At 40.6% G+C, this 22,089-nt stretch carries 20 protein-coding genes; 3 read left to right on the forward strand and 17 right to left on the reverse strand.

Features of this window, described 5'->3' with window-relative positions; translation table 11 throughout:
- Positions 1-48: 48 nt before the first annotated feature.
- The 5 genes from CWO27_RS07715 to CWO27_RS23555 all read right to left on the reverse strand — a co-directional run bounded on the left by CWO27_RS07715 (position 49) and on the right by CWO27_RS23555 (position 3,353).
- Positions 49-1,113, reverse strand: coding sequence for a DUF6765 family protein (locus CWO27_RS07715; protein ID WP_107898789.1), 1,065 nt, complete (start codon positions 1,111-1,113; stop codon positions 49-51).
- An 8-nt stretch (positions 1,114-1,121) separates the two neighbouring features.
- A complete protein-coding gene (locus tag CWO27_RS07720) occupies positions 1,122-1,391 on the reverse strand; it encodes a hypothetical protein (RefSeq protein ID WP_107898790.1) in 270 nt (89 codons plus the stop codon).
- Positions 1,388-2,053 (reverse strand): hypothetical protein, encoded by a 666-nt coding sequence (locus CWO27_RS07725; protein WP_050621929.1) that lies wholly within the window; start codon positions 2,051-2,053, stop codon positions 1,388-1,390. Before CWO27_RS07725 ends, CWO27_RS07720 begins: the two co-directional genes overlap by 4 nt.
- Positions 2,050-2,820, reverse strand: coding sequence for a hypothetical protein (locus CWO27_RS07730; RefSeq protein WP_107898791.1), 771 nt, complete (start codon positions 2,818-2,820; stop codon positions 2,050-2,052). The genes CWO27_RS07725 and CWO27_RS07730 overlap by 4 nt, the downstream gene beginning before the upstream one ends.
- Positions 2,821-3,182: 362 nt before the next feature.
- On the reverse strand, positions 3,183-3,353 hold the full coding sequence (locus tag CWO27_RS23555) for a hypothetical protein (RefSeq protein WP_165887198.1): 171 nt from the start codon (positions 3,351-3,353) through the stop codon (positions 3,183-3,185).
- Between the two features lie 240 nt (positions 3,354-3,593).
- Between CWO27_RS23555 and CWO27_RS07735 the strand changes: the two genes are divergently transcribed.
- Positions 3,594-4,517 (forward strand): WYL domain-containing protein, encoded by a 924-nt coding sequence (locus CWO27_RS07735; protein ID WP_050621931.1) that lies wholly within the window; start codon positions 3,594-3,596, stop codon positions 4,515-4,517.
- Positions 4,518-4,813: 296 nt separating this feature from the next.
- Here CWO27_RS07735 and CWO27_RS07740 read toward each other — a convergent pair whose 3' ends face one another.
- The 9 genes from CWO27_RS07740 to rplY form a co-directional block, all read right to left on the reverse strand.
- Positions 4,814-5,536, reverse strand: coding sequence for an NYN domain-containing protein (locus CWO27_RS07740; RefSeq protein ID WP_107898792.1), 723 nt, complete (start codon positions 5,534-5,536; stop codon positions 4,814-4,816).
- Between the two features lie 188 nt (positions 5,537-5,724).
- Positions 5,725-6,546, reverse strand: coding sequence for a restriction endonuclease (locus CWO27_RS07745; protein ID WP_107898793.1), 822 nt, complete (start codon positions 6,544-6,546; stop codon positions 5,725-5,727).
- Positions 6,547-7,009: 463 nt separating this feature from the next.
- Positions 7,010-9,829, reverse strand: a complete 2,820-nt coding sequence (locus tag CWO27_RS07755; protein WP_107898794.1) for a helicase-related protein — start codon at positions 9,827-9,829, stop codon at positions 7,010-7,012.
- Positions 9,830-9,860: 31 nt separating this feature from the next.
- On the reverse strand, positions 9,861-11,468 hold the full coding sequence (locus tag CWO27_RS07760) for a tetratricopeptide repeat protein (RefSeq protein WP_107898795.1): 1,608 nt from the start codon (positions 11,466-11,468) through the stop codon (positions 9,861-9,863).
- Positions 11,469-11,994: 526 nt separating this feature from the next.
- Positions 11,995-12,108, reverse strand: a complete 114-nt coding sequence (locus CWO27_RS23950) for a hypothetical protein (protein ID WP_329957776.1) — start codon at positions 12,106-12,108, stop codon at positions 11,995-11,997.
- Positions 12,109-12,474: 366 nt separating this feature from the next.
- On the reverse strand, positions 12,475-14,316 hold the full coding sequence (locus CWO27_RS07765) for an AAA family ATPase (protein ID WP_048658380.1): 1,842 nt from the start codon (positions 14,314-14,316) through the stop codon (positions 12,475-12,477).
- Position 14,317: 1 nt separating this feature from the next.
- Positions 14,318-14,827 (reverse strand): ABC-three component system middle component 2, encoded by a 510-nt coding sequence (locus tag CWO27_RS07770; protein ID WP_048658381.1) that lies wholly within the window; start codon positions 14,825-14,827, stop codon positions 14,318-14,320.
- A complete protein-coding gene (locus tag CWO27_RS07775; RefSeq protein WP_048658382.1) occupies positions 14,814-15,917 on the reverse strand; it encodes an ABC-three component system protein in 1,104 nt (367 codons plus the stop codon). The genes CWO27_RS07770 and CWO27_RS07775 overlap by 14 nt, the downstream gene beginning before the upstream one ends.
- A 693-nt stretch (positions 15,918-16,610) precedes the next feature.
- Complete coding sequence (gene rplY, locus CWO27_RS07780) at positions 16,611-16,889, reverse strand: 50S ribosomal protein L25 (protein ID WP_017060373.1); 279 nt, start codon at positions 16,887-16,889, stop codon at positions 16,611-16,613.
- 369 nt (positions 16,890-17,258) lie between these two features.
- Here rplY and CWO27_RS07785 point away from each other — a divergent pair, with 369 nt between their 5' ends.
- Positions 17,259-17,987 carry a glycosyltransferase family 2 protein gene (locus CWO27_RS07785; protein WP_017079049.1) on the forward strand — a complete coding sequence of 243 codons (729 nt, stop codon included), beginning with the start codon at positions 17,259-17,261 and terminating at the stop codon, positions 17,985-17,987.
- Positions 17,988-18,001: 14 nt separating this feature from the next.
- Positions 18,002-19,309 carry an LssY C-terminal domain-containing protein gene (locus CWO27_RS07790; RefSeq protein WP_107898796.1) on the forward strand — a complete coding sequence of 436 codons (1,308 nt, stop codon included), beginning with the start codon at positions 18,002-18,004 and terminating at the stop codon, positions 19,307-19,309.
- A 77-nt stretch (positions 19,310-19,386) separates the two neighbouring features.
- Here CWO27_RS07790 and CWO27_RS07795 read toward each other — a convergent pair whose 3' ends face one another.
- The 3 genes from CWO27_RS07795 to CWO27_RS07805 all read right to left on the reverse strand — a co-directional run bounded on the left by CWO27_RS07795 (position 19,387) and on the right by CWO27_RS07805 (position 21,980).
- Positions 19,387-20,733: an ATP-binding protein gene (locus tag CWO27_RS07795; RefSeq protein ID WP_055318564.1), complete on the reverse strand. Its 1,347-nt coding sequence runs from the start codon at positions 20,731-20,733 to the stop codon at positions 19,387-19,389.
- A gap of 127 nt (positions 20,734-20,860) precedes the next feature.
- Positions 20,861-21,520 (reverse strand): response regulator transcription factor, encoded by a 660-nt coding sequence (locus CWO27_RS07800; RefSeq protein ID WP_017060377.1) that lies wholly within the window; start codon positions 21,518-21,520, stop codon positions 20,861-20,863.
- A 61-nt stretch (positions 21,521-21,581) separates the two neighbouring features.
- Complete coding sequence (locus tag CWO27_RS07805; RefSeq protein WP_048658387.1) at positions 21,582-21,980, reverse strand: PepSY domain-containing protein; 399 nt, start codon at positions 21,978-21,980, stop codon at positions 21,582-21,584.
- Positions 21,981-22,089 lie beyond the last annotated feature (109 nt).

A 22,089-nucleotide genomic window follows, 5' to 3' on the forward strand; every position in this document is an offset into this window, starting at 1 on the left:
TACTTAGTCATGCAAAGCACCCAACTTAGGTCAGGTGCTTGCTACTTATTACACCACCATCAAACCATACTTAGGCAATAGCTCTCTTAAAACATACCAACGATGATAAGACGCAGCTTGATAGAATTTGTAGACCGATGTAGACATCGCTTCTTCACTCTCTAGCGTTTCCAGTTGCTCAAAATCAACATTCCAATCGGAATAAACTGGAATAGCTTCAGCTGCATTAAACAATTCTCCAAATTCTGTTTCTTGCTGCCATTTAACTATGCGGTCATCACCTTTCGCTTGATATTGAAGTATCGCTACCACTTTAGGCTTTAATTGCTCCCAAGATTGTTGCTGCTCTTCATCTCTCCAATCAGGGTTACTATTAGCTATATCCACGAAAAATTGATGGATTTTCTCACAATACTCCGTGAAGGTTGCTACATTATCTCTCCAACCAGAATGACCAGACAATTCATACTCAAAACTCCAATGAAGGTAAGGCCTATCTGGAAAAGTAACCACGCTACCGTGACCAAGCGCATTGGAAACACTTTCAGCTACACTTGATTTAATATTCCGAATAATGGGATTAAATCGGTCCCAAACACTGTTCTTTTTAGTCACAATGTAATCTTTTATTTCCCCATCTAAATCTTTAAATTCAAAAGAATACTGCTCTACGCGATTACGGCGAGAGCTCACGCCAGAAAATCCATAGTGAGCAAAGGTATCAGCATATACATGAGCCATTACCCCAAGTAGTTCTAAGAAATAGGGCTTCGTTGATTGTGTCAGGTGGTTATCACACATCTCTCGGGCGATTTTGCTATCTTTTCTGCAGATCAGACGCTCAGTGAATGAATCACCTTCATCACCAGGTAAAAAATGAAATGGGACCCAAACATTACGTTGATCAGTAATATCTAAGTTTTCTAAAGACGTTGTATGATGTGCGGTAGCTTCTACCTGACAGCTAGAAGCGTCTGATAAATCAATACCACCTTGCTTGGCATTATCATCCACGAATTGCGCGGAGGTTGCGATGATTCGTGAAGCTTCTCGAGTAAGTCCAGCTGCGCGAGCTAGACTATAAGTACCGTAGTAGTGCATATCAATTTGCATAAATCCCCCTAGCTCACTGCTTTAATGATGTCTTGTGTTAATTCCCAAGCTTCTTCACCTAATTGGCGAACATTGCTTTCTAATTCGGCCACACTCAAATTGCGTTCAGATGCCGTCTGTATCACATCCATTAAGGCCCGGTATTTTTCATGGTCTTTTATTGCAGGGCTAAGGCTCTCTGCATCAAATCGGCTATCGAGTAATAGCTGCATTTCTCGCACAGCGTTTTTACTGTTAGCAGCAGCGACTGACTTTTTAATTCGGTTTCTCATACTCATTGAGTTTTCTCCAGATAAGGTTGTGCTTTACTATCGAGTTCACGAACCTTATCTAAGCCCTGTTCAGCCTGATCCGATAACTCACTAAGTTGTTGATTAATGCTATTTCTAAGTTGCTCCAAATCAACGCTCTCCAGCAATTGATTCTGTACATCTTGTACTTCACGAATGCTATTAAGATGAGCAGTAATGGTTTGATTACCTTGCTTCATCAATCCAAAGCTCTGCTGAATATCAGCAATCATGGTGACCTCTGCTTGCTCTAGTGGGACAATCAGTTCTCTACGTTTGGCCTCGATTTCATCTGTTGCCACAAGAGCCCAGTCCTTAATACTGTTTAGCTGAGCGATTCGGTCTGGTTTATCAACCGAAACAAAATCCTCTACCTGATTGTCATAAACAACCTTGCCTTGAGCCATTTCAATCAACATACCTTCTTCAATCCAATCTTCTAACAGAGCAGGGACCCACTCGTTATACAGATAGTCTTCTCGCTGCTTTTTGAGTACAGCAATATGCTGACGGACTAAATCGGTATAGGCATGTTCTACATGCGTCATGTCCTGGTTCATTTTGTATGACAGCTCAACGACTTCTTTTGGGACTGTTGCCGCACAGGCTGAAAGCAGCAGTGATAGGCCGATTAAACATAACTTCTTCATATTAACTCTCCTACTAGGGCGATAATGTGTCCATTAGCCGCATCAATATAAAGCAGGTAGAATGGTATGGAGACACCTATACTTAGCACAAACAATCGCTTCGCATTGTGTACAAGCCCACGATTTAAAGGAGCGGTTCTAATCATCTGAGCCGACAATATTGAGAAAAGTAGGGCTGCGGCTTGCATTAACGCGGTTTTAATTACAGAGAAAGGCAGTTCACCAGTACGGAAGGCTTCAATATAAGAGCTTAAACCTTGACCCTTCAAACTCTCCGCGACAGCAATGTAATAAGGGTCTATGGGCGAACGGTATACAAGAAAGAGGATATAAAAAAGGGCACTGTAGCCAATAAGCTTTATCAACTTAACTTGGCTATTTTCTCGGTAAACCAGAGAGAACGCGAGGTTAAATAAGAGGAATAGCAAGCTAATTGCAAGAGCCCAATCACTATAGCGAATATAGAGAAAAGCAGTAATAAAGCCGACAACAGTGAAAAATGCGAACTCACCGTCCCCCTCAGATTTAGGCGGCTGGCCGCTACTGTAGTGGTGATTGTTATTGGTAACCTGATTACCTTTGCCAATCTGGATATTACTCCCTTGATTAGCCGTGATATCACCATTACCGATCACATTTAAGTTGTTATAAAAGTCAGACTCGTCGTTATCAGAGTCGTTGTTTAAAAATTTTGTCCAAAGGATACCGGCTATTGGGCCTATGACTATAGCGAGCAACAATGGATTCATTAGAAAATCCAACATCATTTGATTACCTTTCAATAAGGCGAGCGAGGCTCGCCTGAAAATTCAAGTTATTGCGGAAGTGAACGAGTGTGCGAACACACACCTTCCCAGACACCATTTCGGTAGCGCTTATATGCCCAAACTGGGACAACTTTTGGTCGAATACTCATGTGAGATTCCTCCATCTTGCTTAACAGAGAGGGAATTCAACAATTGAAGTGAACACATTAGAAAGGTATGATTGCGAGACAAATCAGAGCAATCGGCCTTTCTAACAGGGCTTGAAACCTCTTAGTGTTGGGCCTTAATAATTCTGTTGGTGCAGAGCTATTAATTCACTTCACTGTAAAAAGGCACTTTTAGTATTAACTGAAAGTGCCTTTTTATTTTTCTTTTCGGACGCCTTTAAATGGCTTGCCATCTTGTTTCACATCCATAAATTGACCTGTGTTAGTGTCACGCTTAACCCAATTCCCAGATGGAGTTTGGGTCTGTGAACGCTCACGAACCATGCCGTGACGGCGGTTATCACCTGATTTCCCGTTGGTAGCCATTTTAGCCTCCTATAAATTCAAATAAAGTTTCGTGGAACAAAGCTAGATAATATTGACCACACAAATAATATGCCATAGCAATTGAGCAAAAATCAATCTAAAATTAAAAAATTAACCTATAGATATTAATTTTTTAATTCAAAATAATTAAAAATGTTAACCAGTGCGCAGATGTGTTGCCATTTTTTGCTATATTTATTGTTAAATTTAGTTGAATAAAAACTGAAAGAGATATGTAAGATGTATACTATCAATGGCTTAATGGAAGAAACCAAAAACCAATCAAGAGCGGTCCGACTTGCGTTTATCGACTTTAAGGTTAGATTTAGTGGCAGAATATATAGAACAGAAATAGTCGAGGAATTTGGTGTGTCTGAACCTTTAGCAACTAAAGATCTCAATGAGTACAAGCAACTGACTCAACAAAATAACATTCATCCCAAATCTCACCAGATCAAGCTCGATACTTATCGTCCTTTAGTTGCGATAGATGCCCGTAAGGCATTAGAAATGCATTTTGAAGGTTTCTGCCGCCATAAACTACATATTAACGAATCACCCTATTACAAACGCGCTTGTGATTTGAAGACTGATTTGGATCCAGATGCAGTTGCTGTAATTACGAGGGCTATTACAGACAAAAAACGTGTTGTAGGAGAATACATATCTGCTAATAGTGATAATCGTAACATCCGTACATTGGAGCCCTCTACAGTTTTCTTTGATGGTTTAAACTGGGTTTTTCGAGCAAAAGATATTAAAGAAGCCCCTCATCTTTCAATATTCAAAAGTTTCCATTTTTCGCGCTTTGAAAGCATAACGCATACTAATGAAGACTCATTATCATCAGTTAATGATGATAATGAGTGGAATACACTGATCCCGATCCAATTGAGCCTGCACCCCAATCTCGATGATAAAGGAAAAGAAGCTATTCGTATCGAGTTTGGAATGGGTAACAATGAAGACCTAGTTGTGGTTGAAAAAGCCGTATTTGCTTGGTCATTGCTAGAAAGGTGGGCAGTTGACTCAGGGACAACTCCTTGCAAAGTTCCTACGGAAGCAAACAGGTTCAATTTCTACTTAAAGAATGCTGATATGTTACGGCACGTAAATAGTGTAGAACGAATGATGCATGACTATGTGATAACAACTGAAATGTAGATGTGGTCTGTTTGAAATATTCTCCCACCATGACACGACCGCAGCTGCACCATTAACTTACAAGTAAAAATCTAATGGCGTAACCCACCGCCTTTTATTAATGGGGCAATCACGGGACTCTGATTTACCAACTCAATCAGACAAGTTTGAGTAGGGCAGGTACGGGTTAACAAGATATGGGTGAGTAAAAGAACTAACAAACTAAGAGGCGCTTCCAAGCTAGAAAGTGCCTAACGTTCACTTCTGGACAATTTTGAGTTATCCAATTCGTTTGAGCCATAAGTGAAGGAAGTAAATCATTTTTGTTTACTGGCCTTTGTTATAAACTGAAATTCCATACCAGAGCGTTTAGTGTTACGGATTCTATAGCGCGTTGGATACTTATCAAAAAAGTCGGACAATTTTTTTAAACCGTAGTTTCTAGGGTCAAAATCAGGCTTCAATCTCTTCAAATATTTACCAATTTCGCCTAGCTTCGCCCACCCCGATTCATCTCTATAGTTTTGCCAAGCTTGGTGCATTAATCGCCATAATTCGCGTTCTGCATCTTGATTCGTGCTTGATTGTACTTCTTCAAGGTCAACATCAGCGTTTAAGTTTTCTATAGCTACGAAGTCGTCACAAGCGTTTTTAAACGAAGTAGGGGTCATTGCTTTTCCAACACCGATGACATGTATCTCTGACTCTCTCAATCTAGTAGCAAGACTTGTAAAGTCACTATCGCTGGAGATCAAAGCAAAAGCATCAAACCTTTGGCTATATAAAAGGTCCATAGCGTCAATAATCATTAACGAGTCTGTCGAGTTTTTTCCAGATGTATAGGCGAATTGTTGTTTAGCTTGGATGGCTAACTCATTTAAAGGCTGTTTCCAGTTTTTTAGCTGTTCAGCAGAAAAATCGCCATACGCACGTTTAACGATGATTTGCCCAAAGCTAGATAGTTCTTCAATAATCAGGTTTAGCTTTGAGTGTGGAGTGTTTTCCGAGTCGATTAGTACTGCGATTTTTCTGTTGCCCATAATCTGTGTGTGACCATCTTTTATGTAGTTAGTTGCACTATATAGGGCTAAGTCATGTGTGTTCAATTAGGAGTTCTCAGAAATGTTATGAGTAACAACTCTAAACAGGATTGGGGTACTTTTAACTACAGTCAGTGCTGTTTATAGACACTCTCTACAATAAACATTGGCAACTTCGAACATAGTAATCAGCAGTCACATGTATAACGACACCTTGGATACGTAGAGCAACCATAGAAAGACATTCCAGATTTAGCTCCCCGCTTAGCGACACGTATTACGAGCTTAGATTGGCAACGTGGGCAGGTCCTGGACTCACGGATAGCTCGTGGTGCTGGAGTAGGTATTGATGGTTTATTCTGAAAGCTGCGCCCATCTTCAATCATATGAACTAGTTCGCTGCCGTTGACCAACCACAGACGTTTATCTAGGGAAAAGGTAACGGCCTCAGAAGTGAAGTCTCCTGATGTTACAATAATCATCTTGCTGGCATTGTTCGCGATCATGACACCGTACATTTCCCTTAGAACTTGCACTCCCACTTTGCGAGTTTTCCAATGCTTACATTGAACAAGGCTTAATGCATTATCCTTTGTCAGCCAAATATCTACACCACCGTCAGCTTTCTGAGTGAAGGATTGTTTTACTGAATATCCTTGAGACTTGAAGTATTCCCCAATGTAACTTTCAAACTCTATCCAGTTTAGGTTATTTAGCGGTGAGGTATTTTGATGCGTTCTAAGCTGAGAGCTCGTCGTAAGAAAGGTTCTCTTCCTCTTGTACTGCTTGAAAAACGCTATCGGTGCAGGAAGCAAAAGTAAGAACGTAAAGTATGGTGCCATCAAGGGTAAATTTGGAGCTATAGCTTTAAAGATAAAGTTATCACTTTCAATGGCTAAGCTAGGCAATAGATATGAAAGTCCAAAATAAATACATGCTGATAGCAATACGCTTAGCCACCATGGAGCATCCATTAAGTGCCATATAATCCCATCATTTTTTTTTGCCATTTAAACTCACCCAGTAGCATATTGGTGCATTAAAGCACAAGTTATAAGTACTTGAAATAGTGAGGTTGTTGATATGTGTAGGGGTAATGATTTCAGTAATACTAAATATGCTTCTTAGATGAAAAAATACAAAAGAGTTTTTATCTAAATAGGCTCAGATAAAGTGCATGGTTCATTGCATGCGTATCAGCGATACTTTGAATTGACGGATTTTAATGCTCCTGCTGCGGGAGGGGGCCGTCAACCAAGGGACTAACCGGAATGGACAAACAGCACGACTTTGAAGCAAGAATGGTCACTACCGAAAAGTTAGGGCATGGAAGAGAAGAGGCTATCGCGGCTTACCTAGGCCGCTAAAGCTTGTAAGTTAAGTTCGGATTCCTTATTCGGAATCCGAACTTTTTAATTACTTAGACCTAAATACTTTCGCCTATTTGCGTTTGTTGGAGAGAATTATAGACCATCAACTGTCTGAATTTAGCCAAGCAGCAGCAACTAGCTCAGAGTTTTCAGGCTGCATCCATTTGCTTGAAAGCTCCGCTAATTTGTCATCAACGGAAATCTCCAAGAGTTTGAAGTCGAATTTGTTTTGCTCAGGTTCATGAGTATAACGAGACGATGAGAATTGGTTCTTAAACATATCTATTACACTAGAGTCGTTTTCTCGCGTATCACCGTTAGGGTCTACATACCAAGTCATGTACTCTTGGCGCTGCCTAACTCCTTGATTATTTTGCCATCTCAGAAATCCACAGAACAGAGAACCCGATAATGGGGCAGGAGATAGGATAGACGCAGTTTGCCCTTGGAAGCTGTAGGACTTAGCGACTTCCAACATGTGTTGCATCAACAAGTGGTCAAGGTCGAGAGCTTCAATGTTCTCGCGGTTAGATGCAATATCCCGATTCAGTGTTAAATCCAAACGAGATTTTCGCGTTCCTAAAGAGTCTTGTAACTCCTCGGACAAGCGAACCTGCCACACCTGTCCGCCATGCGTTTTATCTATGATTTGTATGCCAAGGTAACCAAACATTGATTCAACAAAACTAGCCAAGTGGTGCTCGCTTGGTATGAAGCCGCCTCTAAGATCGCTTGGATCGAAACTTGATGCATGCTCAAATAACTCTTGCTGAACATTAGCGGCACTCTTAGCTTTTTCTAATGCATCATCAATTCTCTGCTGAGTTCTATGAATTCCTTCTAAAGTCGCTTCTCGTAGAATAGATTCAACGTCTACCAAATCCGCGATCTCACCCAAGATGTCATCGCTCAACCGTTCATGAAATTCATCACCGACGGTGGACAGATCGTTAACAACTTCACTGATTCGTTCGTACATGAGCTCAATGATTTGTTCATCAGCTGTTCCAGGGGAATGGATATTAAAAACAATAACACGCTTCTTTTGACCGTAGCGGTATAAGCGCCCAATCCGCTGTACTAAGCGCATAGGGTTCCAAGGAAGATCATAATTCACCATAATGTGACAGTTTTTTTGGAGGTTAATACCTTCTCCACCAGCTTCGGTAGAAATCAAAAACTGACCACTTTCTTCAAATCGTTTTATCGCTTCCCTTCTATCTGGATGTTTCATTGAACCGTTGATCAGTTCGACCTTATTACAACCAAACCTTTTGGTTAATGCTTCAAGTAGGTAGTTTTGTGTGGAGCGATATTCGGTGAAGATTAGAACTTTTTCGTTGAGGTTATTGTTAAGTATCTGGCTGATAATTCCATTTAGAAATTCGTTAATTTTTTTATCATTGAGAAGTAGGGTTTCGCTTTTAGCAATTAATTCATCCAAAAGCGCTATCTCACCATCGAAAAACTCTTTAGCAGAGTGGTCGAAATTCTCTTCGGACTCACCGATATATCGTTGGTCTGCATCTAGAAGGTCTTCAAGTTTTGGTAGTTGCCCTAGTTCTCCTTCCAAACGTGCTTTACGGCGTTGAAGTGCGGAGTTTATTGCTTTAGCACTTGAAGCTGCTAGCTTCCGGTATATGGTCATAACAAAACCGATAGCGTTACCTGCACTACCGAGAGATTTTGCTTGTGCATAGCCTTTACGGAGATAACTTTGCAAATCACGATCAAAAGCTGAAAATGCTTCATCAACTTCAACTGTAATAGCTTTAGTGACCTTGCCTTCAAAGATGAAATTGCCTTCAGCATCAGTTACATCAGATTTGTTATTTCGGTAGAGCATTTCCTTCAAAAGCTCTGGGTTGAGCTTTAAAGTGTCGATTTTCTTTTTTAGGTCTGGTCGCAGTAGTTCAAGCAAGCTAATAAACTTGTCGTGTTTTCCTTGGTGAGGTGTAGCGCTAAGCAAAATTAGAGCATCAGTCTTCTTCCGCAGAGATTTAGCTAGTTTGAAACGCATTGAACTATCAAAGCTCATACCGTTTTGACGACGGCTTAAACGGTGCGCCTCATCAAAAATGATGATATCCCAAGAATCCGCGTGCATTAATTTCATCAGATGTTCGGGATCTTTAAACCTGTCAATAGACCCAATTACGTGATTGTACATACCCCATTCGCGAGGTTCATCGATGTTAAAGTTATCACCGTAAATACGGAAATCGCCAAACCCAAATTTCTCATGTAACTCTTCTTTCCATTGCTGGGTAAGACCTGCGGGAGTTACTAGCAAAATTCGACGTGCCATCCCCCTTTGATTAAGAGCTTTGAGTAGCATTCCCGTTTCAATGGTTTTCCCTAAACCGACGTCATCAGCAATCATCCAGTTCAGATTTCCATGAGCGAGTATGTGGTGTACCAAGTGAATTTGATGTGGTAGAGGATCAATATCTAGCTTCGACAAAGCACCGGAATTTTCATTCCATGTTTCAATAGCGTGTGCTAAAGACTTAAGCCGAAATCTTTCAGCTGCATCTGCTGCCCCTGTATCTTTCCCAAAGTACCTTAATTTGGGGCCTTTTATAAATTTGAGCGACTCATATGGAAGCCATATTTGTTGTCCTTTGTTGGGAAAGTCGACAAGCACCTGTTCACGATTGGCAATAGTTCGAACACTGACGACATTGCCACAGCCTAGAGACTGTTGAGAGAATGACAAGGGTTTATGGCGTACTTCCATATTACGTTGAAACCCACAGGTAAGATGTTCTACGCTAACAGTTGATGCGCCACCTTTAAACCACTGAACTGTGGCTAAAAGCTCCCCGGTGTTTTCAGATATAGATTCAATGATTCCCCAACTTTCACCATACTTCACTGCAGTCCCGGTGATTGGCGTGAGCCTGTCAGATGTATCTTTCATAGGTTTTTCCTTTGATAGCTGACTATTCATGTCAGTGAATGTTCACTTTGATTGCATCGAGTCCGATCTCATGCAGGCGCTGTCGATTTTCAGAGTTACAGTTAATGAAGTCGCCTTTATCCATTGGGTCATCAGTCAGATCTGGTTGATATGGTCTAGACTCAAAGTCCATATATGGGGTGCTTTTTGCCCTGTAATAGCAGAGATATTTCATAAAGACGGGGAAAACTCTACGCATCAATGTGTGTTGATACCAATATTCGAATTCGTCTTCCAAAAATACTTCTAACTCCTCAATGCTTGGCAACCAGTTGAAGCAGCGGATTATTTTCATTGTTTGAGCCCAACTCATTTGTCGGTGGGTGGCTTCTGTTACATGTGCGGTGGGGCCAAGCTTACTTAGTGTGATCCAGTAGCGATCGCAGTTCTTCCAAATATCTTTGAAGTCTCGCGCGAGCATTAACTCATCAATAGTAGTACCACTGAGAATCTCTTTTTCCATGGTGACCCTTGTTGCTCCCCACCCATTTTCGTAGAAAACGTCAGTTAGAAACGCAAGATTTTTACCAGACCAGTTTGTTGAATAGATAACTTCGACAGCTATTTGTTGCGCGCGCTCCCAGCGAGTCAGCTTGGAGCTGTTTCCATCATCTTCTTCAGCAAAAGGTTGCTGCTCTTCCTCACACTCCTCCTCGAAATTAAATTCCCTGAATGCCGAGACAAATGCATCATCTGAAGCATCAAACAGATCAAAACCTTCTTCATCAAAATCCAGTAGGAATTCGTCGTCTTGAAAGAGCTGTAAATCCAGTGGATCTTGTGTCCATTCCAACTCGCAATTTGACGGCTGGAAAATATCTTGCGACGACAGAGTTTGCTCGGAGGTGTAAATTTGAGCTGTTTCATATTGAGTATTGTCTTTATGGATATTTGAATGTTCATGAAAGGCATCATGCTCGGACTCAGTATGGAATTCACAATCTTCCATATGCTCAGATAGTGAGTTAACTGGCTCAGCTTTGGAAACAGATGATTCTGAAGGTGTGCAAGCTACATGCGCATGGATAGTTTCCTTATCTCTTGTTTCAATCTCGTTTAGAGAAGCTTTCGTATCTGAGCTGCTTTTGTTTGTTACGGAAGTTCTGCTAGCGCTCGGAGTTTTTTTCGTTTTCAGGTGCTTTACTAAAACAGAACTTTGCCCCGAGTGACTTGAATAGACGCTACTTTCTTCAATATTCCTCGCTCTTGAAGGCACAACGTTATTGTTAAGAGCGAGTGTTTTTCTTGTGGGAGTTGCTCTCTCGACGTCAAGGATAGGGCTAACGAAGGAAGGAACGTTAGTAGTGCTATCAAGCTGTTGCTGAATAATAGCGAGATCGTCTTGAGTGACGCGATCGTGCTTGTATCCTTCGGCAGAGTCGTAAACGATATTGTCGGTATGCTTGAATTCTAGAAAGTGAATGGCTTTCTGGGTCAAACCTAATTGTAGATAGGTTCTACCAGCGAAGCGTTGAAGCTCTCTGTTACTAGGGAACTCATCCAACGCAATTTCAAGCCATGCGCGTGCCTCCGACTTCCGCTTTTTGTCTAACTGCAGCTTGCATTTTTTTATTAAGTAATCTAATCGGTCGGTTGCCATGTTTATTGCCATTCAGGACGAGTACGCCCTTGAGAAGTAAAATTGATTTTTGTCATTCAGGTGTTCAGCAACAGAAATAAATGCTGGAAGGACAGTTTACTCCAGTTGAAGTGCTGTCGGATATCGAGATTTTTGAAAGTTGCAGGTCATAGCCAAATTAATTAATCCATATGAAACATAATTGTGAAATAACTATCTGATAATGTGTACGTATCGTTCTAATCTTGGGGTGTTTTTGAGACAAATTCACCAATCGGCAAAGTGTTATAGTGTTTTATTAGTAGTGTTAAAACGCCCGAATTCTTAAATAATGGATGTCTAACTCGCAGTCCAAAGTTCAACAGTTACAGGTATAACGACACTTTAGATACGTAGAGAAACAATCAAAAAGCATGCTTGATTTAGCTCTTCGCTTATATATATGTATGACTGGGATTGGCTACTCTGGAAGGTCCTGGACTAGTTGGCTGCCGTGAATCAACCACAGGCGTTCGTTTTGATAAAAATTAATAGCCTTAGAAGTAAACTACCCCGATGTTATAATAATCATCTTATTGGTATAGTTCGCGATCATAACACCGTACATCTCTCTTAGAACTTGTACTCCTACTTTGCGAGTGTTCCAGAGCTTATCTTGTATAAGGTTTAATTCACCAGTCTTTTGGAGCTAAATATCAGCATCGCTATCAGGCTTTGACAGAAGTGCTATTTGATCTCTTCACCTTGAGATTTGAAGTACGTACGCTGTAACTTTCAAGTGGTATTCAATTTAGTTGACTTATCGGCGAAGTATTACAATGTTTTTTCATCCGAATTATAGTTTCTTCTATTGTACTGTTTTTGAGTCGGAGTGAAAATATAGTACGATGGAGGGAGTGAAAAACAGTTATCAAAGATAAAACCACTTAGCGAAACGTAGTAAATTAGGCTAAGCTAAAAAACATATAGCCCTTAATAATTGACTTTAATTATTTAAGGGCTATATGGATATAATAAATACTATTAATTATATTGGAAAGAAACCATAACGTCCTGAGCTGTTTTTAGTAAACTCAGTAATTTGGATTCCAGAACTGTATTTTTCGGGAATAGATTTTTTATTCTCAAAAACAATAATTTGCTTAGACTGCCATTTTGATAAACTATCAAAAAACTTAATATTTACATCAGTACCAGTAAGATCATCTTCGTCATTGTCAGGTTCTTCATATGCCAACAGTGGAGAATCAAGAATAGAAAAACCAAAATGAGGTAAAGAATTACTATCTGTATACTTCATGAGACCAAGACTAGCTGCAGCATGTGTAATAGCACGGTGGCCCTTTCCGTTGCTTATCCGGTGTTTTCCATTAATCACAAAATCACTTTTTTCTTTATCGAAGTGTATATCGCTAGAGTTAGGTAGGCCCCATTCTTGCAATAATTGTTTCACGGATTGTGAAAGTTTAAACAAAGCGCTTGTTGGTAGAGTGCGCTCAGTCTCACTCTTTTTAAGGGTTTCTTTATGAGGAATATCTTGTTCAAGCTCTTCTTTCTTTTTGTTTAGGAGGGTAATTTGTTCAAGTTGTTCAATCGATTTATAAACCTCGTTTTTCTTTGAGAATAAATCAGAATATCTAGCTCTTTGTTTAGTTAGCTCTGGATTTATTTTGTTCAATTCATCAACTATTAGAGAGATCTTTTTTTCAATATTAGAAACTTCTTCAAAAATTACTTTTTTTTCCATACTTAAAGAGCTAATGGTTTTATAAAGCTCATCATGCAATCCGTTTATTTTGTTTTTTTCTGACTTCGCAGCTAAAACAACTTTACTGATCTTCAGGTTACATTCTTGATGTGCTGATTCCTGTGATACTTTTCTTCCACAGGTAGGGCAGTCGTCTGTTGGTAGAGCATCAAGTAAAGTCCCTGTTTCTATAATGTTATCGAGTCTTGATATGTCTGATAAGTATTGCTTTTCGAGTAAATTAAATCTAGACAACATTTCAGAGATATCGTTATTTCTATCATTGTGAATATCTAACTTTTTCCGAAAGTTTGACCTTGAATTAATTAGTTCGTTGTAGCACTCTTCATTAACATCAAGCACTGAGCGTTCATTTGATATTGTTGTTGATAATTTTTCATCTTGCTCTTTGAGTTCTTTTAGCAATTGTTCAAAAGGTTGAGTGTTATCTAATAAGTTAAGTTGTTCTTCAATTAGTTCTTTTAATACTTCTATTTTTGCACTTCTAGATAGAGCTTTCTTCTCAACTTCTGCTGGCAAAAGTGAGCTATCATCGACGCCTGTAAGAAAAAACTTAAGTCTAGATTTATGCTCGGTTATTTTTGTATATTGTGAGCTAATGTAAGGTGATTGTTCTTCTTGAATAGACGCTTCGTTGATAATAGCAAGATCTAGTGAGTTTCTTAGAGTCAAACTTACTAGTTTATTACTTGCATTTTTTTTAAGTTTCTTATCTTTTAGTGATACTTTTTCTAGGATAAATCTAGATATGCTATTTATTTTTTTTGTGTGCTTTTTAACTCTTAATATTATAGGGTCGATATTTTGGGGCTTTTCCTTGTGCAAGCCTTCAAAACATTCAAAGTCACCACCATATATACTTCTAACAAATGTGAAATATTCTGAGTTTGAAAATTCAACTCCTAAAAATATCTGACTATAACCCTCGTGCTCTGGAAGCTCTTTCAAAGAACTATCCCTACCAAGCATAAAGTCGATACCATCTAAAACAGATGATTTTCCTGTATTTGAAGGGCCATATATTAGGTTTAGTCCACTTCCAAATTCAATTTCCGCAGGGCTTTTATTCGGCCCACGGAAACAAATAAATCTAATTTCCATTTCAATTCCAATTTTGTTCGATTGATTTTTCTACAAGATGAAATTCTTTTGTCCATCGTTCAAATGCATTATTAAAGACCTCGGAGAATAATTTATCACCGGAGTCTTGGTACATATAAATAGCCCATTTAGCACGCTCGCTCATTTCTTCAATGTAGCGATTTGTTAGGCTTTCAATGAAAACACAAGCCAGCTCTGTAGCTCTATAGTAAAAACCATTACGAGTAAACTCTTTCTTTATGAGCTTTTTATGAACCATCAGAGCTAATCCGTCCTCAATTAAAGGTCTTCTCACTAAAAGCTCTCCATTTCTTTGAAGATTAGCCGGATGCAGACTCGGAGGTGCATTGATTATATCCCCGGTATGAACAACCAAGTGATCGAATGCCAAAAGTTGATGAATATCAAATTTATTAGATAGATTGACCGATAAAATGCAAACAGCACGAATACCAGTTTCTAGTGCGCTATTAAATATATAATCCGACTCTAAGTGCTTATTTTTTGTCATCTATCCACCTCAACTCCAAATCATTAACCAATTGATGGCAGATACCATATCTATCTTTGACTCGGATAGCTTGGAATAAACCATTAGCGTCTAATGGAACTAGTTTTGATTCAGCTAAAGTCTTCTTAGCCTTAATGTAGCCATTAGGGTGTGGTTCTTCTGCTGTGTCGATTATGCCGTCAAGCATATCAGTTTTTAAATCATCAAAAGTGCCTTGAGGGACAGAATCTCTTGCAAAACTTCTCAAAGATTCAGCATGATAAAATGCTTCTCTTTGTCTTTTGAAGTGGGCTGAAAACTCCAGGTGGTTGTCTAGATCAAACTTGCTAATATCTAATCCAAGACTATCAGCATAAGCTTTCTTCAGTTGTTCAATGTACTTATGTTCGAGACTCTGAATACTTTCTGGTGGCTTTTCTGCCACTGGACGTTGTTTCAAGCCTCCACCGAACCTTATCGAGAAATAAGGAGTATTTCTATGTTCTTCAATAACGTCCGCTACTGGCTTATATTTAAAAATACTAAAATCGAAGTTGGAAACAAACGTTTTAAATGCACCGTCAAGAGCTATTTTTTCTAACGAAGTAATACTTTCTGAGCACCATGAGTCCCACTCACTTATTAACTTATCTTTAAGCTTCTCAGAATCTAAAAGCAACTTTTTGAGAGATGGTCCACAGTCTTTAGGTGCAAAAAAATAGTAATTTCTAGGCTTAGTTAATCTCTTATTGTGAACATGCCATAACAGCTTACCAATTTCGGGGATTGCAGTCGAAGGAGCTAACGGCTCACCTTTATAGTATTTACATTGAAAGTTGTCCCAATCGCCCGTAAAGCCCTTTTCACTACAGAAACATGCTACATCAACACCTAGGTCATTAGCTCCACCCAATCTTGTGACTAATGTGTATTTAGACTTCTGAAACTGTCCCCACTCCTCGATGAAGCATTCCCAATCTTCTGCATAGAAGAGAAGTAAATGTTGCTTAGGAGGAAGTAGTTTACCTATTTCTACATCTTGTGATGACGCTGATTTTTGTTCAGACTTTGGTTTGGGCATTTCGAGGTTGGTTAAATCACCATATACCACTTTTTATATTTCCATATTCAATCGTTGCTAATTTTTTACATCCCGAGATAAGTCTGCATTAGAGGCAGAGCTGGATATTTCGCAACTGTTACATTCTAAGGAGGCTTGATTAGGTTCGTACTGTTATCGTTAATCAAGTTGGAATATCAGAACTCTACACGACTAAGAATCGTATTATGTGGGTATATAATGCTTTCTTTAGCTTTGATATTCAATATAAATCAATACCCTAGCTTATTAATTTGAGATGTTTGTTTACACTGTAACCCATCTTTTTAGATGTGCTGCACTTGGATAGCTCTTTTACTCGTGCTAATCAACGGTAGCAAGAAGTGGTTGAACCATTAGTATATTCAGTTTTAGGGTGAAAGTTTATTAGAGTTCTTTTTACATGTAGTTGAATTTAGTTAGAAACGCGCCTAAGATTTTAATCAAGAAAAACTACTGTATAAGTCCACCTTTCGTCCACCCTTAATCCACCCAAGCAAGATTGGGATAAAGTGGGGAAGGGGAAAGTTGATTCTTTTCAGTGTATTGCGCGAGATTTACGACGTTTTTGAGGGCTCAAAAACGGTGAAACCCCGATGTTGGTAGCATCGGGGTTTCGAATTTCTAGATTTCTCGACTGGTAAGATCGATTATCTTTTCTATGCAGAAGGCTGGATTAATCCAATCTTATTCCTTGGTAGGGAATTAGATACGGATGAAGTCCATGTGCTCAACTTTTGGCTTGAACGCGTGACGTTGAACGTCTTGTGGCTTAACCTTAACTTCTGCGCCGTCAATCAGTAGAGTGATTGCTTCGTAGAATTCAGGCTTGTCCATTTGGTTGATCACGTCAGCGTGAACAAGTTCGATAGCTACAGCTTCAGCTTCGCCACCGTAGATTACAGCTGGGAATTTACCAGCGTGACGTAGGCGGCGGCTCGCACCTTTACCTAGTTCAGTACGTACTACTGCTTCAAATTTCATAGTTTTACTCTCAAATTAGTAAAAATTAACTTCACACCTCAATGCGACCTTGAGTGTGTGGTAATGCTTAGACACAAACGAGTTCATGCTTAAGCGAGCGCGGATACTAACATCACATTCCAATATGAGCAAGTAAGAAGCCCATCTCAAAGTGAATTTCCTTAGATAATGGGTTCATTTGGAGATAAAACGTTCGCTAACGCTTGTTTCGCGTATTTTAACCCCTTTTACAGCACCACTCTCATCTATTTATATCACTGCTAAATCATCAAGTTAATGAACGGAAAATGAATGTTTGCCTAAGACTTGGTTAAGGCTTGGTTCGTTAATCTTAGTGTTAATTAAACAGCAGAATGAATAGGTGAAAATATGGAACCGGTAAGCATTGTCGTAATTACGCTAAACGAAGAGAAACGCATTAGCCGCTTAATGGAAGAGCTGAGCGTGCAAACCCACCAAGAGTTTGAAGTAATTGTTGTCGACTCGAACAGTGAAGATAACACAAGAGAAGTGGCACAAGCTTATGAAAACGCGTTGCCAAAATTAACTGTTCATCATATGGAAAATCGTGGTGTGAGCCTTGGCCGAAACACAGGTGCGTCATTGGCGCAATACAACAGGATCCTTTTCTTAGATGCTGATGTGAGCTTGCCTCGAAATTTCCTTGCGAAAGCGCTTTACGAGCTAGAAGAGAAGAAGCTTGAAGTGGCCGGAGTGTACATGAGTTCGAAAGGTCTGCCGCTTGTGCACAAGTTTGGTTACGGGCTATTTAACGCAGGCTTGTTTACTACCCAGTTCTTTTTCCCAACGGCGATTGGCGCGTGTATTTTCTCGACGAAACGAGCGCATGATGAGATCGGCGGTTTCGATGAAGAGATCGTACTGTGTGAAGACTGTGACTACGTAAAACGTGCGAGCAAAACATGGCGATTTAGATTCCTGAATATGACTTTTGGCTTTGACCCACGTCGTTTAGACCAAGATGGCGTTGTGAAGACAGGCTCTACTTATCTTAAAGCCAATGTAAGACGCTTCTTTAAAGGCGAAATGCGTAACAACGAGATGAACTACAAGTTTGGTCACTACAAAGAACAGTAAGCATTGAGGTTGTTATGTTTGATGGACTAGGGCTTTTTCTGGGAGCATTGGGTGATGCTCTCATTGGCCCAAACCTATTTGTACCCGGAGAGCCCTTTTTTATCGCAGCGGGCTTTCAACTGTATTCAGGTGCATGGATGGCGTTGGTTTTGGTGATGCTAGGTGGTTTGCTTGGTGACCAACTCAGTTATTTCATTGGTTATAAATACGGTGCTAAGGCGCAACGAAGGCTCATTAAGTTTCGTCCTAAAACCAAAAGATTAATTGCGCGCTGCCGCTATCTGGTTGCTCGCAAAGGCACGTACATCATTCTTTTGGCTCGTTTATTAGGGCCTATCGCTTGGGTTGTGCCATTTATAGCGGGCTCGCATCGTGTACCGTGGCGCAACTTCAGTGTATTAGCCGTTATCGGCTTGGCCCTTGGTGGCGGACAGTTTGTTGCTTGGGGTATGTTACTGGCACACGGCGTTGAAAACTTTCCGTGGCTTAATAGCCTTAAGATATTTATCTCTGAGCATCATAGTTTGATCGTCGGGGTATTAGCGGTATTGGTTTTCACCATTATTGGTTATCGAATGAAGTGGCGACGTTTGGTACTTAAGTCGAGTGCGCTGTTATTGGCATGGGTATTGTTTGCAAACTACGCTCACTTTTTTTGGAAAGCGGATGACTTTCAGAATCAACCAGAGACGGCTCAAATAAACAAAGTCGACTGGAATTCGGTTACCTATAAAGCATTCCCAGGCAAATCGTCATTCTATTCAGCGCAAGCGATCAACGTCATTTATGTTGGCGCAACCCCAAGAGACTTAATGAAGCAATTAGGCTGGATAGAGAATCAAACATTCTCTCGAAATGAGATTGAATGGGCTGGTTATCTCGCATTGCTTAGAGACAAAACGCCACCTGTGTCTGATTTATATTGGCGAGATAAGCCACAAGATATGGCGTTTCAATTGCCGGGTAACCTGATGAAGCGCAGCCATATTCGCTGGTGGCGTGCAGGTGTTGATATTAAAACTAACCAGCCTCAGTGGTTAGGCGCAATTAGCTATGACGATGGCCTTAAAGTCACGCCTTACTCAGGCATTGTGACCGTACTTCATAACATTGACCCTAATGTTGATGAAGAGCGAGATAGGCTCGCTAATCAGATACGAATGTCACTACCTGACATCGAGCTAGACAAGTACCCATTGGCAACGGTGGAAGTGATTAATGAAGATCATGACTATTATACAGATGGTAGGATTTTAATGATTGGATCAACGACCCTGAGTGATGAATCGCAAGCTTTGGATGTTGCTGTGAACGATATATAGGGTCGTATATAAGGTCGATTGAACTAAGCCCTAGCATTGCGCTAGGGCTTATTGCGTTTAACTTTTACTGAACGTGGTTAGCCTTTGCTTAGTTTAAACACCAGAGAAGCTTTTAAGCCGCCCATTGAGCTTTTGCTGAGCGTTAGGCTGCCTCGGTAGCTGTGTGCCATTTCATTCACGATGTTAAGCCCCAAGCCTGTTCCTGGTGTGGTTTCATCAAGTCGAACACCACGTTTGGTCACTTGCTGAAGCTTCTCTTCAGGAATGCCTTGGCCATCATCTTCAATCACCAATTCAATGTTGCCATCGTCGAGTTCATTTGCATGGACACGAATTATATTGTTCGCCCACTTGTAACTGTTCTCTAGTAAGTTGCCGACCATTTCATCAAGGTCGGTTTTTTCGACCGCCACTTCAATCTCTGAGTCTAGCTCGTTAATCATAGTAATTTCGTTGGCAGCGTACACCTTATCAAACGCCATTGAGATAGCTTCAACACGCTCACAAGGTGAAGACTTCACCGAAAGAATGTTCATTGCACCCGCCATGCGCGCACGGCCAAGATGATAGTCTATTTGGCTTTGAATCTGATGAATAGGCTGTTGTAGCAGTGCCTTGTCATCCTCAGGAAGTCGTTCTATCTCATTTTTCAGAACCGACAGCGGCGTTTTTAATGCGTGAGATAGGTTTCCAGCGTGGTTACGAGCTCGTTCCAGTAATTCTTGGTAATGAAAAAGAAGAGCATTGAGGTCTGATACTAATGGCGAAACTTCTTTCGGGTAGTTATCGCTTAGCCCTTGCTGCTCGCCGTTTCTTAGCATCACCAGTTCGCGCTGCATTTTACTGAGCGGTAGCAGCGACCAACTGACTTGTATGCCGATCAACATAAGCACGCCAACAAACAACAGCATTAGGATTAACCAGACTTGGCCAGTAAGCTCGGTCAGTGTGGATTCTAGCGGATCTTCATCAATACCAATAGTAATCGTGACAGGGTCGCTCAGTTCAGGCAGGTAGATATCCTGCTCGATGTAAATCAGCTTTTCTTTCTCAGGCCCTTTGACTGATGTGTGAATCGGCGAACGCTTAATGGTGAGGTCTTTATCCCATAGCGAGCGAGATCGAATGATCTGTTCTTGGGTAGCGGCACGCCAATAAATACCACTGTAGGGCTGGTTGAACCTAGGATCAGACAGACGCTCTGCCATGATCAAATTGCCATTGTCATTGGTTTCGATATTGGCGGTTAACTCATCCATGGTTAAGCCAAGCTGCTGCTTCATATCATCGACGAGGTAGTCGTTAACCAGTTTCGGAATCCCTACACCTGCCGCTAATATCATCGCACCTAGCCAAAAAGCCGCAGCGAGGAGCAAGCGGCTTTTTAGACTGATGTTTTTAAGTGTTCGTTTCTTTAGATTCATGCATTTCTAGCCTGCCTTTGCTCATCGTGACTTATCAGTATTGCGACGATCAGAACAGGCTGTCCATTTAATTGGCTATTACACTGAGTTTTGTTGACGGTTGCTTATAGTGTAATTAGATAGGGCGCTATTCAGCATTCAGTTGGTAGCCAAGGCCACGAACAGTTTTAATGATCTTTGGTGCGATTTTTTTGCGAATACGACCAATGAACACCTCAACTGTGTTTGAGTCACGGTCGAAGTCTTGTTTATAGATGTGTTCAACCAGTTCTGTACGCGAGATAACCTTGTTTTGGTTATGCATGAAGTACGCGACAACTTTATATTCTAGCGCGGTTAGGCTAACCGCTTGGCCTTGCCATAATACTTTAGAACTGCGTGTGTCTAGGCTTAGGTCTCCGATTTGAAGTATAGGGGCAGCACTGCCTGACGCTCGGCGTAGTTGAGCACGAATACGGGCAATCAGCTCGACCATCTCAAATGGCTTAGTTAGATAGTCATCAGCACCTGCGTTTAAGCCCTCAACACGTTGGGTTAGTGTGTCACGAGCACTTAAGATAATCACTGGCGTGTTGATGTTCTCGTCTCGAATGCCTTTTAATACGGTTAGGCCGTCAAGCTTAGGTAAACCTAAATCGAGGACAATCGCGTCCCACTCTTCTGACGTTGCGCGGTAGAGTGCGTCGATACCATCTTGAGAAAGCTCCGGAACCCAGTCGGCTCCCTCAAGTGTTTCAATAATTTGTTGGCCCAAACGAGGTTCGTCTTCAACGACTAAAATTTTCATAATTGTTCTTCTTAATTCTTGTAATGACTGTTCGTAGTGCTTAACTATTCGTCGTGCTTAATTAGTCGCCGTGTTTAATTGCGTCTTTAAAGTTGCGGCCTTTGATCATAAGCATTTCTAACGTCTCAGCGTTGTATTCGACTTTGATGATGTTGTTTTGGTAATTGATTTTTAGTTCATACACCCAAATGTCGTCATCTTCTTCTAGTTCTACTTTTATGATTCTGCCATGAAGATCGTTTTCAACCGCGGCATACATTTCTGAGAAAGGGCGAATGTAGCCTTCTCGTACGGCTTCGTAGACTTCGTCTTGATCTTCTTCAAATTCGATGCTGGTTCCTGCTTTATGAACGTCCTGCACTAATTCATGACCATTATGATGTGAGTCAGCCCATGCGCCAGTAGAAACAAATAAGCCTAAGCTTATAGAAAACAAAGAAATCATAGCTTTACTAAACATAGCGAATCCTAGAGAAGGTTGATAGCGTTCAGTATAAAAAAGTAATTCTGAACAGAAAGTGAACCTGATTAATAATGAGAATTTGATACCGAAAAACTTAACGCTTAAA

The organism is Vibrio sp. 10N.286.51.C3, from assembly GCF_003050065.1.
Lineage (GTDB): Bacteria > Pseudomonadota > Gammaproteobacteria > Enterobacterales > Vibrionaceae > Vibrio > Vibrio crassostreae.

What these genes read in the sequence shown, in the direction of transcription:
- CWO27_RS07790 (WP_107898796.1), top strand. Translation starts at nt 18,002, where the DNA reads ATGTTTGATGGACTAGGGCTTTTTCTGGGAGCATTGGGTGATGCTCTC.
- CWO27_RS07785 (WP_017079049.1), top strand. Translation starts at nt 17,259, where the DNA reads ATGGAACCGGTAAGCATTGTCGTAATTACGCTAAACGAAGAGAAACGC.
- CWO27_RS07760 (WP_107898795.1), bottom strand. Translation starts at nt 11,468, where the DNA reads ATGGCAACCGACCGATTAGATTACTTAATAAAAAAATGCAAGCTGCAG.
- CWO27_RS07765 (WP_048658380.1), bottom strand. Translation starts at nt 14,316, where the DNA reads ATGGAAATTAGATTTATTTGTTTCCGTGGGCCGAATAAAAGCCCTGCG.
- CWO27_RS07730 (WP_107898791.1), bottom strand. Translation starts at nt 2,820, where the DNA reads ATGATGTTGGATTTTCTAATGAATCCATTGTTGCTCGCTATAGTCATA.
- CWO27_RS07795 (WP_055318564.1), bottom strand. Translation starts at nt 20,733, where the DNA reads ATGAATCTAAAGAAACGAACACTTAAAAACATCAGTCTAAAAAGCCGC.
- CWO27_RS07720 (WP_107898790.1), bottom strand. Translation starts at nt 1,391, where the DNA reads ATGAGTATGAGAAACCGAATTAAAAAGTCAGTCGCTGCTGCTAACAGT.
- CWO27_RS07735 (WP_050621931.1), top strand. Translation starts at nt 3,594, where the DNA reads ATGTATACTATCAATGGCTTAATGGAAGAAACCAAAAACCAATCAAGA.
- CWO27_RS07755 (WP_107898794.1), bottom strand. Translation starts at nt 9,829, where the DNA reads ATGAAAGATACATCTGACAGGCTCACGCCAATCACCGGGACTGCAGTG.
- CWO27_RS07725 (WP_050621929.1), bottom strand. Translation starts at nt 2,053, where the DNA reads ATGAAGAAGTTATGTTTAATCGGCCTATCACTGCTGCTTTCAGCCTGT.
- CWO27_RS07740 (WP_107898792.1), bottom strand. Translation starts at nt 5,536, where the DNA reads ATGGGCAACAGAAAAATCGCAGTACTAATCGACTCGGAAAACACTCCA.
- CWO27_RS07805 (WP_048658387.1), bottom strand. Translation starts at nt 21,980, where the DNA reads ATGTTTAGTAAAGCTATGATTTCTTTGTTTTCTATAAGCTTAGGCTTA.
- CWO27_RS07745 (WP_107898793.1), bottom strand. Translation starts at nt 6,546, where the DNA reads ATGGCAAAAAAAAATGATGGGATTATATGGCACTTAATGGATGCTCCA.
- CWO27_RS07770 (WP_048658381.1), bottom strand. Translation starts at nt 14,827, where the DNA reads ATGACAAAAAATAAGCACTTAGAGTCGGATTATATATTTAATAGCGCA.
- CWO27_RS07800 (WP_017060377.1), bottom strand. Translation starts at nt 21,520, where the DNA reads ATGAAAATTTTAGTCGTTGAAGACGAACCTCGTTTGGGCCAACAAATT.
- rplY (WP_017060373.1), bottom strand. Translation starts at nt 16,889, where the DNA reads ATGAAATTTGAAGCAGTAGTACGTACTGAACTAGGTAAAGGTGCGAGC.
- CWO27_RS23555 (WP_165887198.1), bottom strand. Translation starts at nt 3,353, where the DNA reads ATGGCTACCAACGGGAAATCAGGTGATAACCGCCGTCACGGCATGGTT.
- CWO27_RS07715 (WP_107898789.1), bottom strand. Translation starts at nt 1,113, where the DNA reads ATGCAAATTGATATGCACTACTACGGTACTTATAGTCTAGCTCGCGCA.